This is a genomic window from Pseudonocardia sp. NPDC049635 (assembly GCF_040659795.1).
Lineage (GTDB): Bacteria > Actinomycetota > Actinomycetes > Mycobacteriales > Pseudonocardiaceae > Pseudonocardia.
Genome location: NZ_JBFAON010000012.1, coordinates 1 through 17,371, shown reverse-complemented (window position 1 = coordinate 17,371; position 17,371 = coordinate 1). Strand labels below are relative to the sequence as shown.

Genomic DNA, 17,371 nt, shown 5'->3' with positions numbered 1-17,371 from the left:
GCTGCTCCGGGGCGGTGAACCCCACGAGGAACCCGGTCAGCAGGCCGCGGTGGTGGTGACGGACGTCGCGTTACCCTTCACCGCGGTCGCCGTACCTGCGTCACGTGCTGGGCATCGGCCCGGCGGACAAGGAGTGAGACATGACCCCTCCCGGACCGACCCAGCTGCTGATCATCCTGCTCGTGGTGGTGCTGCTGTTCGGCGCGAAGAAGCTGCCCGACCTGGCCCGCTCGGTGGGGCGCTCCAGCCGGATCCTGAAGACCGAGCTGAACGCCGGGGACGACAAGACCGGTGACGCGACGCCGCCCCGGGAGCTCCCCGAGGCCGGTGCTGGTCGGGAGCCGCAGCGGACCGAGCCCAGCAGGGACACCCGGCCCTGAGCGAGACCCCGGCCCGGCGCCCCGGCGGGTGCAGGAGACCCTGCGGCTCCCGCACCCGCCGGGATCAGAGCAAGGTCGACCAGTAGTCCCAGAACCGGTGCAGGCACAGCCCGATGACGGCGACGAACCAGAGCACCACCGGTACCGCGTGATACTGGCGCAGCCCGGCGTAGAGCGCCCGGGCGCCGCCGCTGCGGTCGAGCGCCGCGAGCGCCGAGTACCAGAAGATCGGGATCGTGACCGCCCACACGACCATGCAGTACGGGCAGAGCGCGCCGATCCGGTACAGGCTCTGGACGATCAGGTAGTGCACGAACACGACGCCGGCCGCCGAGCCTGCGGTGAGGCCGATCCAGTACCAGGTCGGGAAGCGGGCACCGGCGAGCAGCGCCACTCCGGTCGTGACCACGACGGCGTACGCGCCGATCCCGAGCAGCGGGTTCGGGAACCCGAAGAACTCGGCCTGCTCGGTCGTCATCACCGACCCGCAGGACAGCACCGGGTTGATGCTGCAGGAGGGCTGGTAGGTCGGATCCTGCAGCAGCACGATCCGCTCGACGGTCAGGGTGAAGGCGGCGAGCAGACCGAGCCCACCACCGACGATCAGCAGCCAGGGCAACAGCCGGGGCAGCGGCCCGGGGACCGCGGGTGCGGGTTCGGCGGGCACGCGGGCGAACTCCTCGGTGGGGGCGGCGGCGGTCACGGGTTCACCGCCGCGTCGAGTGCGTCGGTGATGTCCTGCACGGACTCCGGGTTCAGCTTCTCGCCGTTCACGAAGAACGTCGGGGTGCCCTGCACGCCCGCCGCCAGGCCTGCCTCCTCGGCCTGGTTCACCGCCTCCAGGGTGGCCGGGTCCGCGACGGCCGCGTCGTAGGCGGCCATGTCGAGTCCGAGCTCCTCGGCGTAACCGCGGAAGATGCCGGCCGCGTCGGACGATCCGGCCCACTCGGCCTGGGTCTGGAACACCCGCTCGTACATCGGGACGAAGCGGTCCTGACGGTGCGCGGCCTCGGCGGCGACCGCGGCCGGCACGGCGTTGCTGTGGTTGGGCAGCGGGAAGTAGCGGATGACGAACTCGACCCGGTCGCCGTACTGCGCGACGAGCTGGCTCATCACCGGCTGGATCTGGGCGCAGGACGGGCACTCGAAGTCGAGGAACTCGACCATGGTCACCGGTGCGCCCGGGTTGTCGTTGAGCCGGGGCGCCTCGGCCGGGGCGAGGGTGTCGGCGGCGAGGGCACCGCCCGGAGCGGTGTCCGGGGTGTCGGGGCGGGTGGCGAACAGCAGGCCCGCCAGGATCAGCGCGAACGCGCCGACGACGGCGAGGGAGATCTTGACGTTGCGGGTCATCGGGAGGGTGCCTCCACGGAGGGGCCGGCGGGGTGCCGGATCACGGGGGTCGGGGACGGGCGGACCGGGCTCCCGCGGGTCAGTTCCGGTCGACGCAGAGATGCTCGACCGGTGAGGGCGTGCGCAACGTCCGTTCCGGCGGATCCGGTGCGACGAGCGCGGGCGGCGCGGCCGGAGCGTGCGCGACCGGGACGACCGCCGGGGCGATGTCGGCCACCGGCGGCCCGTCGTCCGCACGCCGCGGGACCTGCTCGGAGTCGCCCGCGTGCAGCGTCGAGGGCGGGTGGTACGGGCAGTCGGCGGCACCGAGGGCCGCACCGTGCTCGGGCGGCGGGCCCGCGGCGGCCGGGCCTGCGCAGACCAGCAGCGCCAGGACCAGCAGCAACAGTGAGGCGAAGGCGCGCACCGACCTCACCTCGCTCCTCCGCTCCGGCCACGGCGGATCCCCTGCACCCGCACCACCGACGATACCGACGGCCGCCGTCGCCTCCCCCGCTCCCCCGGGCTGCGGCCGTGCGGGCGGCCCGGATCGACCGGCCGCCGCAGCGGAACACCCGGTCACCGGGCGACTACCGTCGGTGGACGTGAGCTTTCCCGAGCCGACAGCGGTCCGGCGTCCGGCGGGCGCGACCGAGCACGTCGTCACCTCCCGGACCGGGTCCTGGACCCGCTTCGCCGCGCCCGGCGACGCCGTCGGCGGCGGTTTCGGTCTGTTCGAGTCGTGGATCCCACCGGACTCGCCGGGGGCGATGCCGCACTACCACTCCGGTTTCAGCGAGAGCTTCTACGTGATCGAGGGCCTGCTGCGGATCATGACCGGCACGGACCGGACGGACGCCGGCCCCGGTGACCTGGTGCACGTCCCGCCCGGTGGGGTGCACGCGTTCCGCACCGGGCCGGACTCGGATGCACGGTTCCTGATCCTGTTCGTCCCCGGCGCCCCGCGGGAGCGCTACTTCCGCGGGCTGGCCGAGTTCGCGGCCCGGGCGCAGCCTCCCACCGCGGAGGAGGTCGACGCGTTCGCGCTGACCTGCGACCAGGTGAACCTGCGTGACCATCCCGGTCCCTGACCGCGACGCGCACAGGTGTGACCGGGACGCTCCCGATATGGACACCCCCTCCCCCTCCCCCGCCGTCGAGCTGCTGGGCATGATCCAGGCGCACTGGACCACCGACGCGATCTGCGCCGCGGCCGAGCTGGGCGTCGCCGACGTGCTGGCCGGTGGGCCGATCGGCACCGCGGACCTGGCGACGGCGACGGGCGCGCACGCGCCGGCGCTGGACCGGTTGCTGCGCGCGCTCGCCGCGCTCGGCCTGTGCACCCGCGAGCCGGACGACCGCTGGGCGAGCACCCCGCTCGGCGACGCGCTGCGGCGCGACGCCCCCGGTGGGGCGCACGCCAGGGCGCTGCTGACCTCCCGGCTGTGGCGCCCGTTGTGGGACGACCTGACCGCGTCGGTCCGCACCGGCGAGCAGGCCTGCAGCCGGGTCAACGGGCGCCCGCTGTTCGATCACCTCGCCCGCCGTCCGGAGCTGGGCGCGCTCTACGACGTCACCCAGCGCGGTCTGATCGACGACGCCGGTGCGCGGTTCGTCGAGGCCTACGACATCCCGGACGGGGCCACCGTGGTCGATCTCGGTGGTGGGACGGGGGCGCTCCTGCGGCACGTACTGGCGGCCCGCCCGGCCTGCCGCGGGATCCTGGTGGACCTGCCGCAGGTCGCTCGGCGGGCGCGCGCCGAGCTCACGGCTGCCGGTCTCGCGGACCGCTGCGACGTGATGATGAGCAACTTCTTCGAGGCGGTGCCCGGTGGCGCGGACGTCTACCTGCTCTCCTTCGTCCTGCACGACTGGACCGACGACGAGTGCGACGTCCTGTTGCGCACCATGCGCACCGCGACCGGCCCCGGACGCCAGGGGGCTGGTCATCGAGCAGGTGCTGCCCGACGACGGGCCGGGCGATCCCGGCCCCGCGCTGTACGACCTGCACATGCTGGTCGGCACCGGGGGTCGCGAACGGACCCGCACCGAGTACGCGCAACTGCTGGCCGGCGCCGGTTTCCGGGTCGAGTCGGTGATCCCGACGGCCGGGCCGCGCAGCGTGATCGACGCGCGTCCGGTTCCGCACGGTGCGGCCCGCCACTCGCCGAGATGCACCTGAGCGGGAATTGTTGATCTTCGCGGCCCGCTGAGCTGCATCTCGGCAGGTCCCGCAGGGGATGAGCAGCGGGCCTGGTCAGGTAAGGCGGTGCGGCGCGCCAGGTGCTGACAGCCGGAGCGTGCCGATGCCGTCGAGCACCAGCTCCAGACCGACGTCGAACTCGTCGCCGAAGGCGTAACCGGGGCCGATCCGCTCGGCGACGAAACGCGCCAGGTACGGGTACCCACCGTCCGGGAGGCCGGCGACGATCTCCCGGGCGCCGTCCTCGATGGCCTCCGGTGCGAACGGGATCGTGGCCTCCTGCAGCGCGAACCCGTAGACGAACGCGTCGAGCAGGGCGAACGCGTGCCCGGCGGCGGGCACGTCGAACCCGTCGGACAGCAGCGTCCCGAGTACCGCGTCGTGCTGGGCGAGGGTGGCGGGGCCGGGCCGACGGCGGCTCTCGAGCAGCGGCGTCGCCCAGGGGTGGCGTGCCAGCGCAGCTCGTGCCGAGTGGCTGCGCCGGGCCAGCTCGGGCCGCCACGGCCGGCCCGGCACGGGCTCGTCGATCTCGGCGTAGACGGCGTCGACCAGGCCGTCGAGGATCTCGTCCTTACCGGCGACGTGGTGGTAGACCGCCATCGGCGCACTGCCGAGACGGTTCGCGACGGCCCGGATCGTGAGCGCCCCGATCCCCTCCCGGTCGGCCAGCTCGATGGCCGCGGCGAGCACTCGCTCGCGACTCAGCTGCTGCCGCGCCATCGACACCCCCGCTTCCTGGTGGTCATCGCCCCTTGTGGTGACCGTGGCCCGACCGTATCGTACAACGTACGTTTTCGTACTTAGTACAGGAGCTGACGATGCGCGCTGTGGTGCAGGAGCAGTACGGCACGACCGGGGTGTGGCAGGTGGCGGAGCTGCCGGTACCCGAGCCCGGCCCGGGTGAGGTGCTCGTCCGGGTGGCGGCGGCCGCGCTCGATCGCGGCACCTGGCACCTGATGGCCGGTCTGCCGCTCGCGGTCCGCCCGGCCGTCGGGCTGCGTGCCCCCCGCAACCCGGTGCCCGGGCGCGATCTCGCGGGCACGGTCACCGCGGTCGGGCCGGGGGCGAGCGGGTTCGCCGTCGGCGACGCGGTGTTCGGGACGGCGCCGCGGGGCAGTCTCGCCGAGTACGCCGTCGCGCCCGCGGACCGGCTGGCGCACGCCCCGGCCGGACTCGCGCCGGAGGCGGCCGCCACGCTGGGCGTGTCCGGGCAGACGGCGTGGCAGGCGGTGCACACCGCGGGCCGGGTCACCGCGGGTGCATCGGTGCTGGTGCTGGGTGCCTCCGGCGGGGTGGGGACGTTCGCGGTGCAGATCGCCCGCGCGGCCGGCGCATCAGTGACGGCGGTCTGCCGGACCGGATCGGTCGAACTGGTCCACGGGCTCGGCGCCACCGAGGTGATCGACCGCACCACGACCGAGGTGTCGGAACTCGGCCGTCGCTGGGACGTCGTGCTCGACATCGGCGGCAACCCTCCGGTCACCCGGCTGCGCAGGCTGCTCACCCCGCGCGGGACCGCTGTGCTGATCGGCGGGGAGCAGCCGGACGCCCGGCTCACCGGTGGCTACGGCAGACTGCTGCGCGCCGCCGCGCTCTCACCGTTGGTGCGGCAGCGACTCGTCGTGCTGGTGGCGAGCGAGAACAGTACCGACCTGGGACACCTGCGCGACCTGGTCGAGGCCGGTGAGCTGGCGCCGGTGCTCGACCGGACCGTCCGCCTGGCCGACGCCGGCGCCGCGATCGAGGATCTCGGCGCCGGCCGGGCCCGCGGCAAGATCGCCGTGATGATCGGTCCGGGTCAGCGCACGGACCGGCGCAGCGGAACCGGTGCCCACCAGGAGACCGTCCGCCAGAGCCACTCCACCGGCCCGTAGGCGAAACGCCCCAGCCACCACCGGCTGAACAGCACCTGCACCAGCAGGATCGCCCCGGCGAGCACGAGCACCATCGGGTAGCGCTCGGTCCCGGGCAGGCCGATCAGCGGCGCGAGCCCGAGCACCAGCACGGTCGCGCCCAGGTAGTTCGTCAGCGCCATCCGGCCGAGCGGTTCGAGCACCGCGGACAGGGCGGGGCCGGCCGGGGTGCGCAGCAGCAGGGCGAGCCCGGTCACGTACGCCACGGCGACGACCAGCCCGGCTGCCGGGGACACGTGGTCGAACCCGCTGGTCTCGATCGACCCGGCCTGCAGGACCACCAGCGGCACCGCACCGGCCACCGCCACCGCGCACACCGCACCGACAGCCGCCCCGGGGCGTTCCAGGCGCTCCGGGACGCCGTAGGCGGCCGCGGCCATCCCGAGCAGGAACATGCCCGGGATCAGCATCAACCCGCCGTGCGCGACGAACACGGCGAGCCCGGTGGCGGCGATGCCGCCGAGCAGCACCACCACCCGGGGCAGCCAGGACGCGGGCAGCAGGACGACGATCCCGACGATCGCGTAGGGCAGCAGCGCCTCCCCGGGGTGCAGCAGCTGGTGCAGCGCACCGAGCACCCCCAACGCCACGAGCCGGCGCAGCAGCACCAGACGGGGCCGGTCGGTGCGGGTCGCGGCGCGCTGGAGGAAGATCGCGAAACCCAGGCCGAACAGGAACGAGAAGACCGGGAAGAACCGCTGCTGGACGAGCAGCTCGAACCACTGCTCGGTCCCGCCCTCCCAGCCGTCCCGGGCCGGGGAGGACATCCGGGTCAGCGACGGGATGTTGACGACCAGGATGCCGCACAGGGCCAGCCCACGGATCGCGTCGAGTGCCCGGATCCGGGTGCGCTCGGTGTTCGTCGTGCTCACGTCACGATCCCGGCGCGGAAGGCGAGCGCCACCAGCTGCACCCGGTCCCGGCACTGCGTCTTCGCCAGCAGATGTCCGATGTGGGTCTTCACGGTCGCCTCGGAGACGACCAGCTCGGCCTGGATCTCGGCGTTGCTCATGCCCCTGCCGACCAGCACCAGCACCTCGCGTTCGCGCGGGGTCAGGCCGGCGAGCGCGGCCGACGCCTCAGGTGCCGCCGCGGACGGTTCAGGCGCGGACAGCAGCGGCGCGGTCGCCCGGAGCAGCCGCCGGGTGGAGACCGGGTCGACGACCGAGTCGCCCCGGTGGACGGTCCGGACGGCGTCGATCAGCTCCTGCGGCCGGACGTCCTTGAGCAGGAATCCGCTGGCCCCGGCACCGATCGCGGCGGTCACCGACTCGTCGAGGTCGAACGTCGTCAACACCATCACCTTCAGTTCCGGATGTGCGGCGATCGCCCGCCGGGTCGCCTCGATTCCGTCGAGTCTCGGCATCCGGACGTCCATCAGCACGACGTCGACCTCGGTGCGTTCCAGCTCGGCCAGCGCGGCCTCGCCGTCGCCCGCCTGTGCGACCACGGTCAGGTCGTCGCACGAGTCCAGCACCATCGCGAAGCCCGCGCGGACCAGTTCCTGGTCGTCGACCAGCATCAGACGGACGGCGGTCACCGTTCTCCTCTCAGCGGGAGCCGTAGCCGGACGGCCCAGCCGCCGTCCGGATGCGGTCCGGTCTCCACGGAACCGCCGTGCAGGGCGGCCCGTTCACGCATGCCGATCAGGCCGTGCCCGCCGCGCGGCGGGCGCGGGACGGGGCCGCGCGCACCCTCGTCGCGGACCCGGACGACCAGTTCGTCATGAGTCCACTGTAGACCGACGCGGGCAGGGGTGGTGGGCCCGGCGTGCTTGAGCACGTTGGTCAGCGCTTCCTGCACCACCCGGTACGCGGTCAGTGCGCTGCCGCTGCCGATCGGGCGCGGTGCGCCGGTCACGGTGAGCTCGACCGGCAGTCCGCCGGCCCGCACCTGTTCGACGAGTGTGGCGATGTCGTCGGTCCCGGGCTGCGGGCGTCCGGGCTCGTCGGCGATCGGGTCGTCCAGTCCGGTGTCGCGCAACATCTCCAGCAGGCCGCGTACGTCACCGAGAGCCTCCCGCCCGGTGCTGGCGATCCCGGCCAGCACCTGCACCGCCTTCTGCGGGTCGCGCTGCGCGGCGAACTGGCCGCCGTCGGCCTGGGCGATGATCCCGGACAGCGAGTGCGCGACGACGTCGTGCACTTCCCGCGAGATCCGGGACCGCTCGGCCAGCAGCTCGATCCGCACCTCCTGGCGACGGCTCTCCTCCAGCAGACGTGCCCGCTCGCGGAGCTGCTCGGTCCGCCGGACCGCGGCCCGGCGCAGCGATCCGGCCAGCCAGACGAGCAACGCCAGCATCAGCGCGAACCCGAACACCAGCGGTAACACCCACGGTCCGGGCGGGTCGACGGTGGTCGTCAGCAGGGCGATCGCCGGCTGGATCACCGCGCCCAGCCCGATCAGCAGGAACGCGACCGCACCCGCCCAGCGCGGCCCGTAGGCGATCGCCGAGTACCCCATGACCAGCGCCGGCAGCAGGATCACCGCGCCGACCCCGGGGAAGAACAGCTGCGCGGCGGCCGCGACGACGGCGGTGGTGACGGCGGCCGGGATCGGATGGGTCCGTCGGAGCACCACCGGCATGGCGACCAGCACCGCCACCACCAGGGCCACGGTCCGGTCGTCCCGCGGGACCTTGCCCTCGAGCGTCCAGGTGAACGCGACGTACAACAGCAGCGCCGCGAGGACGGCGTCGACCACGACCGGATTGCGCCGGCACAGCGTCACGAACCGCTCGACCACCGTGGGCCGCTCCGCCGCGATCACCGCACGCCCCCGCCGGGCAGCACCGCACGCCCACCGGGACCCTCCACGGCGAGCCATGATGCTCGGTACCCGGTCGCGGTGGTCGGTGACCCCCCGCCCGGTCTGTGCGGCGTCGCTCCCATGGGTACGAGCCTGCCGCTGCGGACCCGTGCCCGCCTCGGAGCACGGGCGGATCCGGACCGCAGGCTCCGCCCGCACGGTCAGACCACGGTCGGAGAGCCGGTCCGAGCCGGCACCGGCAGAGCCCTCCCCGGTGGGGCCGCCTGCGGGTGGCCGGTGCGGGCCGTGCACGGCCCGTCCGCGCGGGGGCTGATCGTCAGGGCGCCACCGGGAGGGTGGCATCGGTGCCGGTGCCGGTGCCCGGGACCGGCGGCGCGGCCGCGGTGGGAGAGGTGGCGCCGGATCCCGGGCCGGGCGCGCCCGGCCGAGGGTCGCCGGCACCCACGCCGTCGTCGCCCGGGGCACCGGCGCCGGGTCCCACCGGCCCGGGCCCATCCGCACCGGACCGATCCCCGCCCGGATGTGCGGAACCCGGGCTTCCGCTCCCCGGCTGACCTGCACCGGGGTTCGCGGTCCCCGGCTGACCTGCACCGGGGTTCGCGGTCCCGGGCTGGCCCGCGCCCGGGCCTGCGGCTCCCGGCTCGCCCGCACCCGAGCCCGCCGCCCCCGGCTCGCCCGCACCGGGGCTGCCGCCGCCGGGCTCGCCACCGGCACCGGGTGGTCCGGCACCCGCCCCACCTGCGTCGAGCTGTCCGGCACCAGGCAGGCCGGCGCCGGGAGTCGCGACGCCCGCCGCCCCGGCACCGGGCAGGGCCGAGCCCGGCGGGCCGGCCCCCGGACCACCGGGAGCGGCGTCGGGCCCACCGGGCCCCGATCCCGAGGAGCCGGACCCGGCCCCGGTCCCCGTGCCGGACCCCGGACCGTGCCCGCCGTCCCCGTGCCCCGCCGCGCCCGCGTCGGGACGCCCGACCCCCGACCCGGGGGGTGGGGCCGCGGCCCGCTCCGGTCGTGCACCCGGGTCGGCAGCTGCCGGACCGGCGGGCCCCGGTGGATCGAGCACCGCGGCCGGTTCACCTGCCCGGGGCCATCCGCCGTCCTGCTGCACGGCCGCCGACGCGGCGACGACCGCCACCGAGGCGCCGGCAGCGGCGAGGAACACCCCGGCCAGCCCGATCCTCAGCGCACGCGAGGCCGGCCGGCCGGGAACCGGCTGCACCCGGAGCTGGGGCCGAGTGCACGACGACGGCCCGACCGGCGGCAGCGGGAGCGGCACCGCACCCGGCGCCGGCGCTGGCGTCGGCGACGCGGGCAACCGCGGTGCAGATGCGGTCGGCAGCGGCGGTGAATCCGGACCGGAGATCGGGGCGGGCCGAACCGGCGGCCTGGGTGGCATCGCCCGGCGGGTGGTGTCCACCACCCGGTCCGGTGCCCGGCGGATCGTGTCGGGGCCGCGATCAGGCGCCGGCGCACCCTCGCCGGCGGGCTCGCCGGAGGTCACCGCCGACCACCGGTGAGCACCTGTCCTGAACCCGGCATCGTGTCCCCCCGTCGCACCGTGTCGAGTCACGCGGTGTCCGACCGACGATCCTCGGCACCCGGGGCGCGGAGTTCCAGCCCTTCCGTCCGAACCTCCACCACCGGTACCGGAACACCGCACGGCCGGGTGAACCCCGCCCGGGAGCCGGGTCGGTAGCGCGCCCCGGGCCGGGGAGCACGACCGCTCCGGTCGCGCCGCCGGCATCGCCGATGCACCGCCGTCGGCGACCGGGGGTCGCGCCGTGGTGACAGCGGGTGGGCGATCAGGGTGTTCTGCGCCTCGAACGGCGCACGACAGCGGGTCGCGGGCCGGCCGATAGGTACGGTGCGTAGCGATCACCAGGGCCGGCCGGGTGGCCGGCCGACGACCGGAGAGGGGCCGACGACCATGGACGACGGTGCCTTCACCGGTTCCCCGCCCCTGCGCGAGGGCCCGGGCTCCGACCCTGGGCCGACGGCGCACGCCAGGCGCTGCGGGCGCGACACGACCGGGCGGCCACCGACGTACGGGCCGCCGGCCGTGCGGGCGACGAGACGGGACTGACCGACGCGACCCGGCGCCTGGAGCGGGTGCTCGCCGATGCCCGCCGCTGTCTGGGCCCGCGCGACGCCGACACGCTCGTCGTGGAGGGCAGCCTCGCCGTCGCCTACCTGCTCGGCGACGACGAGGCCCGCGGCCTCGCGCTGGCCACCCGCAATCTCGCGACGCGCGAGCAGGAGCTGGGTGCCGACCATCCGGCCTCGCTGGCCGCCGCCGACGCCCTCGCCGCCGCACACCGCATCGTCGGGGACCCGCAGGAGGCGATCACCCGGCACCGCGACGTGATCGACCGGCGGACCCGGGTCCTCGGCCCGGCGCACCCGTGCACCATCGCCTCGTGCGCCGCGCTGGCCCTGGCCCGTGCCGACAACGGCGACCTGCGCGGGGCGGGCAGCCTGCTGTCCGCGACCGCCGACACCGCCGAGGCGATCCTGGGCGGGACGCATCCGGTCACCGTCGACGTCCGCGAGCTGCTGGCCGAGGCCACCGCAGCGGGGACACCGGAGCGGCCCGCGGTGGCAGGACCGGTCGGGGAGCCGGCGCCCGACCCGTCGACCGGGGGGTGCTCCCGCTGCTGCCGCGGGTTCCCGGTCCGCGCGGGAGCCACCGGCCGACGCGCCTGGACCGGCCGGTGGCTGCCGCGCCGGTGCACGCCACGACCCGGATCGACCCGACGACGTAGCCGCGGATCCCGGGGCCCACGCTGCCGCCGTCGGAACCCGGCGACCCGCCCGCACGGGCAGGCGGGCTCGGCAACGGAGGTGCCGGCAGGGCAGGCTGTTCTCGCGCGTCCCACCACACGCGAGGAGCCGCACGTGAGCACCGACCTGCACGACCGGCTGGCCGAGGCCGTCCCGCCCGGCGCCGTCCGGACCCGGGCCATCGACCGGCTCGGTATGGCCCACGACGCGTCGCACTTCGCGCGGACCCCGCGGGCGGTGGTGACGGCGACCGGAGCCGATGACGTCGCCCGGCTGTTCCGGGTGTCGGCCACGACCGGTGTGGCGCTGACCTTCCGCTCGGGCGGGACGAGCCTGTCCGGGCAGGCCGTCACCGACGGGATCCTGGTCGATGTCCGGCGGCACTTCCGGGGGATCGAGGTCCTCGACGACGGCGCCCGGGTCCGGGTCGGCCCGGGGGCGACCGTGCGCGCGGTGAACACCCGCCTGGCCCGCCACGGCCGGATGCTCGGCCCGGACCCGGCCAGCGAGGTCGCCTGCACCCTCGGCGGGGTGGTCGCGAACAACTCGTCCGGGATGGCCTGCGGGACGGCCGCGAACAGCTACGCACTGCTGGACTCGCTGCAGATCGTGCTGCCCTCCGGCACGGTGCTCGACACCGGCGCCCACGGCGCCGACGAGGAGCTGCGCAGCCGCGAGCCCGACCTGTGGGCGGGCCTGGCCCGCATCCGGGACCGCCTGCGGAACGACCCGGTCGCCCGCACGACGATCGAACAGCAGTTCGCCCTGAAGAACACGATGGGCTACGGCCTGAACTCCTTCCTCGACCACGACCGACCGGTCGACGTCCTGGCCCGGCTGATCGTGGGCTCGGAGGGAACACTCGCGTTCATCTCCTCGATCACCATGCGCACCGTCCCGGTCCTCCCGCACACCCGCACCGGCCTGCTGGTGTTCGACGACCTGGCCGCGGCGAACCGCGCCCTGCCCTCCCTCGTCGACTCCGGCCCCGCGACGATCGAACTGCTCGACGCCACGTCGCTGCGGGTCGGCCAGGCCGACGCCGACGCCGATCCCCGACTGCGCGCACTCACCGTGCGCGACCAGGCCGCGCTGCTCGTCGAGTACCGCGGACACACCGCCACCGAGGCCGACGAACTCGCCGGGGCCGCCACCGGGCGGATCGCGTCCCTGCCGCTGCAGGGCCCGCGGGAGCTCTCCGGTGACCCGGCCGGCAAGGCCGGGCTGTGGAAGCTGCGCAAGGGCCTCTACGCCAAGGTCGCCGGTGCCCGCCCGTCCGGCACCGCGGCGCTGCTGGAGGACATCGCGGTCCCGGTACCGGACCTCCTGCCGACCTGCGAAGGGCTGATCAAGCTGTTCGGCCGGCACGGCTACGACCACGCGGTGATCTTCGGACACGCCAAGGACGGCAACGTCCACTTCATGCTCACCGAGCGGCTCGGCGACACCTCGGGCCGGGACCGGTTCGGCCGGTTCACCGACGACATGGTCGAACTGGTGCTCGCCCACGGCGGCACCCTCAAGGCCGAGCACGGCACCGGCCGGATGATGACGCCGTTCGTCCGCCGCCAGTACGGCGACGACCTGTACCAGGTCATGCGCGAGATCAAGCGGTTGTGCGACCCGCGCGGGGTGCTCTCCCCCGGCGTCGTCCTCGACGACGACCCCGCCGCGCACCTGTCCGACCTCAAGTCCGCCCCGACCGTCGAGTCCGAGGTCGACCGGTGCGTCGAGTGCGGCTTCTGCGAACCGGTCTGTCCCAGCCGGGACCTGACCACCACACCGCGGCAGCGGATCGTGCTGCGCCGCGAGCTGGAACGGGCCCGGTCCGAAGGTGACGACGCGCTGGTCGCCGAGATCGAGGCCGACTACGCCTACGACGGCGTCGACACCTGCGCGGTCGACGGCATGTGCGCCACCGCCTGCCCGGTCCTGATCAACACCGGGGACCTGGTGCGACGGCTGCGGGCCGAGCGTGCGCCGAAGCTCGCCGCCGGCGGCTGGACGTTCGCGGCGAAGCACTGGGCGGCCACCACCCGGGCGGCGGGCGCGGCGCTGTCGCTGGCACAGCGGCTACCGGGCGCCGGACCCGCCTCGGCCGCGCTCCGCCGCGTCGCCGATCCCGAACAGGTCCCGTTGTGGTCGGCCGACCTGCCCGGCGGCGGTGGTCGGCGGGAGCCCGACGGGCTCGTCACGGCCGACGCCGAACTGGTGCTGTTCTCCTCGTGCACGGGGGTGATGTTCGGCTCGACCGGCAACGGTGCCGCCGACGCGTTCGTCCGGCTCTGCGAGCGCGCCGGGATCCGGGTGACCGCGCCCGACGACCTGCCCTCACTGTGCTGCGGCACCCCCTGGAAGTCGAAGGGCTTCACCGACGGCGCCGCGGTGATGGCACACCGGGTGCTACCCGCGCTCTGGACCGCGACCCGGCACGGCGCGCTCCCGGTCGTCACCGACGCGTCGTCGTGCACCGAAGGCCTGCGGGTGATGATCGCCTCCGGGCCCGCCGAGTACCGGGACATCGAGGTCGTCGACTCCGTCGCCTACACCGCCGAACACCTGCTGCCCGCGCTCACCGGGGCCGTGCACCCACGGCTGGGCCGGATCGTGCTGCACCCCACCTGCTCAGCCACCCAACTCGGGCTCGTCGACCCGCTCCGACGGATCGCCGACGCGGTCGCGGACGAGGTCGTCGTGCCCGATGCGTGGGGCTGCTGCGGGTTCGCCGGGGACCGCGGCCTGCTCCATCCGGAACTGACCGCATCGGCCACCGCGGAACAGGCCCGCGAGATCACCGCGGTGACCGCCGACGGATACGCCTCCTGCAACCGGACCTGCGAACTCGGAATGAGCCGGGCCACCGGGAAGGACTACCAACACGTGATCGAGATCCTGGAGAGACTCACCCGAGGTTGACCCGGACGGGTGGACCAGCAGCCGGGCGCCACCGTCCGCAATGACCGTCCTGAGCACTTTCTCGATCCAGTTCTTGTTTGGGACGGGGAGGACCGGGAAAGAATGGCCCGAACGCGCGCTTCATCGGGGCGGGCGCGCAACGGAAGGGGCCACCGACCATGAGCGCTGTCAGTGCAGGCAGGCCGAATGCCGTGATGGCCGTGGTGCGGGTCGAGGCGCCGGCCGGCGCCGAGGCTCAGACCGTCGAGTCCGAGCTGACCAGGGCGCTGCACCAGCACGAGAAGCGCCCGATGACGGTGGAGCTGTCGCTCGCCGACGGCACCGGGCCGTGGCCGCGCCGCGGGCCCGTCCGTTACGCCTTCGTCGCCGTACTGACCCTCGCCGGGCGGACCGTCCCGGAGCGACTGGCCCACAAGATCGAGAAGGTCGCCCGGAAGGCGATCAAGCGGCGGTTCGGCTGCCCCGCCGGGGTCTCGGTGCGGACCGACCTGAGCGACGCCGAGGCCGGCGCCTTCTGGTACAGCCTGCGCGGGACCCCGCACCGCCCGGCCTGATCCTTCCGTCGCCGCGCCGGCGACCCGCGACCGGACGACGCTCGCGGAGCCCACCTCCGGCCCGGTCGCTCGAGCAGGTGCGCCGTCGGCCTCCGCGCGCCGGGCTGCGTCCGCCCCGGCGCCCCCGGCCGCGTCCGGCTCCGGGTGTCGTGCCGTGGGCCGTCCCGTGCCCGACACCGTGCCCACCGACACCGTGCCCACCGACACCGTGCCCACCGACATCGTGCGCGGGCTCGTGCCCCACCGCGCCCCCGGTTCCGCATCCAAGGCCGCGCGCCCGGTTCGGCGCCCGGGGCCGCGTGCCCGACCACGTGCCCGGTTCGGCACCGGCACCTGTGTCCGACCAGGCGCCCCGCACCCCTGTCCGACCAGGCGCCCCGCACCCCTGTCCGACCAGGCGCCCCGCACCCCTGTCCGACCAGGCGCCCCGCACCCGCGTCCGACCGGCGCCCCGCACCCGCGTCCGACCGGCGCCCCGCACCCGCGTCCGACCGGGCGCCCGGCGCCGGTGTCCGACCGCGAGCCCGGCACCGCGTCCGCTGTTGGTCCGGCCTCGTGCCCGGCTGCGAGACCTCCCCGTCACCCGCCACGTCGGTCCGATGCGCCGCGTCCGGCCCACGGGCCGGGCCGGCCCCGGTTCGACCCGGCCGGCCCGACGGACACGGCGTGGATCGGCCCGGTATCACCCCGGGGCAGGAGCAGAAATCGTCTCAACGATGCTGCGATTTTGTACGGACAAACTCTTGATCTGATGCGAGCGGATGCGTACACCTGTGCGTGGTGCACCTCACTCCCCACTCCGGCTGCACGTCACCACTTCACAGAGAGAACAGATGTTCGATGAGGAGAGTTCGGAACACCTTCACGGTGGCCGTCGCCGCAGCCTCGGCGCTCGCGCTCGCCGCATGCAGCAGCCAGGGCGGCGCGCAGACACAGACCGACGCGACCGACCAGAGCTACGTCATCGCGATGATCACCCACGAGGCGCCCGGTGACTCCTTCTGGGACAAGGTGCGTGCCGGAGCCGAGCAGGCGGCCGAGAACCTGGGCGTCGAACTGAGGTACTCGAACAACCCGGACGGTGGCCAGCAGGCCACGCTCGTGCAGAACGCGATCGACTCCCAGGTCGACGGCGTCGCGGTGACGCTCTCGCAGGCCGACCAGGTCGGTCCGGCCGCGCAACGGGCGGTCGAGGCAGGCATCCCGACCGTGGCGTTCAACGCCGGGATCGACGACTACGCCCGCTACGGCGTCGGGATGTACTTCGGCTCGGACGAGAACCTCGCCGGCCGCAGCGCGGGCGAGCGGATCACCGAGGCAGGTGGCGGCAAGGCCCTCTGCATCATCCACGAGCAGGGTTCGGTCTCCCTGGAGGCCCGATGCGCCGGGGTGCTCACCACCTCCCCGGGATCGGAGAACCTGCAGGTCAACGGCACCGACCTGCCATCGGTGCAGCAGACGATCGGCGCGAAGCTGCAGCAGGACCCGTCGATCACGCACATCGTGGCCCTCGGCGCACCCGTCGCCCTCGCCGCGACCCAGGCTGCGGCCGAGACCGGCAGCCGGGCCGAGGTGATCACCTTCGATCTCAACGCCGACGTCGCGACCGCCGTGCAGGACGGCCGGATCGCCTTCTCGGTGGACCAGCAGCCCTACGTCCAGGGATACATGTCGGTGCAGAGTCTCTGGCTCAACCTCACCAACGGCAACGACCTGGGCGGCGGCAAGCCGGTCCTCACCGGCCCGTCCATCGTCGACAGCAGCAACATCGCCGAGATCGCCGGGTACGCGGCGAACAACACCCGTTGAGCCCCCGGGAGCACCTGCGATGAGTGTCGCCACCCCACCCACCTCACCGCCCGTGTCCGGCGGCCGCGCCCCCGTGCAGCGTTCGCTCGGCGCACGGGTACTGGCCCGCCCGGAGATCGGCGCGACCGCGGCCGCGATCGCGATCTTCGTCTTCTTCTTCGCGGTCGCGCCGCCGTTCCGCTCCGTCGAGGCGCTGTCCACCGTTCTCTACTCGGCGTCCACGATCGGCATCGTGGCGCTCGGCGTCGCCCTGTTGATGATCGGCGGCGAGTTCGACCTGTCGTCCGGCGTCGCGGTGACCACGGCCGCACTCGCATCGGCGATGATCAGTTTTCAGCTCTCGCTCAACGTCTGGGTGGGCGCGGCGGTCAGCCTGGCGATCGCGCTCGCGATCGGCTTCCTCAACGGCTGGCTGCTGGTCCGGACGAGATTGCCGAGCTTCCTGATCACCCTCTCCACGTTCTTCGTGCTGCAGGGTGTCAACCTCGGTGTCACCAAGCTGGTCACCGGCACCGTCGCCACCGACAACATCTCCGACATGGACGGGTTCGCCTCGGCCAGGGCGTTCTTCGCCGGCGACGTACCGCTCGGCTTCATGACGGTGAAGATGTCGGTGCTGTGGTGGCTAGTGCCTTGTCAGGCAACGTTCGGTAGGTAATCGGGTCTGCGGATCTTGGACTCGGGTGCGAAGCGCCGTTTCGGGGTGGCGTGGCGGTTGGC

At 74.3% G+C, this 17,371-nt stretch carries 15 protein-coding genes and 1 pseudogene; 9 read left to right on the top strand and 7 right to left on the bottom strand.

Features of this window, described 5'->3' with window-relative positions:
- Positions 1 to 140 precede the first annotated feature (140 nt).
- Complete coding sequence (tatA, locus tag AB0J24_RS16015; protein WP_358681590.1) at positions 141 to 380, top strand: twin-arginine translocase TatA/TatE family subunit; 240 nt, start codon at positions 141 to 143, stop codon at positions 378 to 380.
- 64 nt (positions 381 to 444) lie between these two features.
- Here the strand turns inward: tatA and AB0J24_RS16010 are convergent, their stop codons facing one another.
- From AB0J24_RS16010 to AB0J24_RS16000, 3 genes are all read right to left on the bottom strand, one after another.
- The gene (locus tag AB0J24_RS16010; protein WP_358681587.1) at positions 445 to 1,083 is read right to left on the bottom strand and encodes a vitamin K epoxide reductase family protein; all 639 of its coding nucleotides are present in this window, start codon (positions 1,081 to 1,083) and stop codon (positions 445 to 447) included.
- Positions 1,080 to 1,730, bottom strand: coding sequence for a thioredoxin domain-containing protein (locus AB0J24_RS16005; RefSeq protein WP_358681584.1), 651 nt, complete (start codon positions 1,728 to 1,730; stop codon positions 1,080 to 1,082). Before AB0J24_RS16005 ends, AB0J24_RS16010 begins: the two co-directional genes overlap by 4 nt.
- Before the next feature lie 79 nt (positions 1,731 to 1,809).
- The gene (locus AB0J24_RS16000) at positions 1,810 to 2,136 is read right to left on the bottom strand and encodes a hypothetical protein (RefSeq protein WP_358681581.1); all 327 of its coding nucleotides are present in this window, start codon (positions 2,134 to 2,136) and stop codon (positions 1,810 to 1,812) included.
- A gap of 178 nt (positions 2,137 to 2,314) precedes the next feature.
- On the opposite strand from AB0J24_RS16000, the gene AB0J24_RS15995 reads away from it, so the two are divergent.
- The 3 genes and pseudogenes from AB0J24_RS15995 to AB0J24_RS15985 all read left to right on the top strand — a co-directional run bounded on the left by AB0J24_RS15995 (position 2,315) and on the right by AB0J24_RS15985 (position 3,891).
- The gene (locus AB0J24_RS15995; protein WP_358681578.1) at positions 2,315 to 2,800 is read left to right on the top strand and encodes a cupin domain-containing protein; all 486 of its coding nucleotides are present in this window, start codon (positions 2,315 to 2,317) and stop codon (positions 2,798 to 2,800) included.
- 37 nt (positions 2,801 to 2,837) lie between these two features.
- Positions 2,838 to 3,626, top strand: a pseudogene (locus AB0J24_RS15990) (methyltransferase); the annotation flags it as partial.
- Positions 3,541 to 3,891, top strand: a complete 351-nt coding sequence (locus AB0J24_RS15985; protein ID WP_358681989.1) for a methyltransferase — start codon at positions 3,541 to 3,543, stop codon at positions 3,889 to 3,891. The pseudogene AB0J24_RS15990 and the gene AB0J24_RS15985, both read left to right, overlap by 86 nt.
- A gap of 75 nt (positions 3,892 to 3,966) precedes the next feature.
- Here AB0J24_RS15985 and AB0J24_RS15980 read toward each other — a convergent pair whose 3' ends face one another.
- Entirely contained in the window at positions 3,967 to 4,632 is a 666-nt protein-coding gene (locus AB0J24_RS15980) for a TetR/AcrR family transcriptional regulator (RefSeq protein ID WP_358681576.1), read from the bottom strand.
- A 98-nt stretch (positions 4,633 to 4,730) separates the two neighbouring features.
- Here AB0J24_RS15980 and AB0J24_RS15975 point away from each other — a divergent pair, with 98 nt between their 5' ends.
- Positions 4,731 to 5,786: an NAD(P)-dependent alcohol dehydrogenase gene (locus tag AB0J24_RS15975; protein ID WP_358681573.1), complete on the top strand. Its 1,056-nt coding sequence runs from the start codon at positions 4,731 to 4,733 to the stop codon at positions 5,784 to 5,786.
- On the opposite strand, the gene AB0J24_RS15970 is transcribed toward AB0J24_RS15975, so the two are convergent.
- The 3 genes from AB0J24_RS15970 to AB0J24_RS15960 are packed head-to-tail and all read right to left on the bottom strand — an operon-like array spanning position 5,711 to position 8,594.
- On the bottom strand, positions 5,711 to 6,697 hold the full coding sequence (locus AB0J24_RS15970) for a DUF418 domain-containing protein (protein WP_358681570.1): 987 nt from the start codon (positions 6,695 to 6,697) through the stop codon (positions 5,711 to 5,713). The two genes, AB0J24_RS15975 and AB0J24_RS15970, sit on opposite strands and share 76 nt — an antisense overlap.
- Positions 6,694 to 7,365, bottom strand: a complete 672-nt coding sequence (locus tag AB0J24_RS15965; protein ID WP_358681567.1) for a response regulator transcription factor — start codon at positions 7,363 to 7,365, stop codon at positions 6,694 to 6,696. Before AB0J24_RS15965 ends, AB0J24_RS15970 begins: the two co-directional genes overlap by 4 nt.
- Entirely contained in the window at positions 7,362 to 8,594 is a 1,233-nt protein-coding gene (locus tag AB0J24_RS15960; RefSeq protein ID WP_358681564.1) for a sensor histidine kinase, read from the bottom strand. The genes AB0J24_RS15965 and AB0J24_RS15960 overlap by 4 nt, the downstream gene beginning before the upstream one ends.
- 2,106 nt (positions 8,595 to 10,700) lie before the next feature.
- On the opposite strand from AB0J24_RS15960, the gene AB0J24_RS15955 reads away from it, so the two are divergent.
- The 4 genes from AB0J24_RS15955 to AB0J24_RS15940 all read left to right on the top strand — a co-directional run bounded on the left by AB0J24_RS15955 (position 10,701) and on the right by AB0J24_RS15940 (position 17,309).
- The gene (locus tag AB0J24_RS15955; RefSeq protein ID WP_358681562.1) at positions 10,701 to 14,288 is read left to right on the top strand and encodes an FAD-binding and (Fe-S)-binding domain-containing protein; all 3,588 of its coding nucleotides are present in this window, start codon (positions 10,701 to 10,703) and stop codon (positions 14,286 to 14,288) included.
- A gap of 158 nt (positions 14,289 to 14,446) precedes the next feature.
- A complete protein-coding gene (locus tag AB0J24_RS15950; protein ID WP_358681559.1) occupies positions 14,447 to 14,842 on the top strand; it encodes a hypothetical protein in 396 nt (131 codons plus the stop codon).
- Positions 14,843 to 15,682: 840 nt separating this feature from the next.
- Entirely contained in the window at positions 15,683 to 16,651 is a 969-nt protein-coding gene (locus AB0J24_RS15945) for a substrate-binding domain-containing protein (RefSeq protein ID WP_358681557.1), read from the top strand.
- 19 nt (positions 16,652 to 16,670) lie between these two features.
- On the top strand, positions 16,671 to 17,309 hold the full coding sequence (locus AB0J24_RS15940; protein WP_358681554.1) for a hypothetical protein: 639 nt from the start codon (positions 16,671 to 16,673) through the stop codon (positions 17,307 to 17,309).
- Positions 17,310 to 17,371 lie beyond the last annotated feature (62 nt).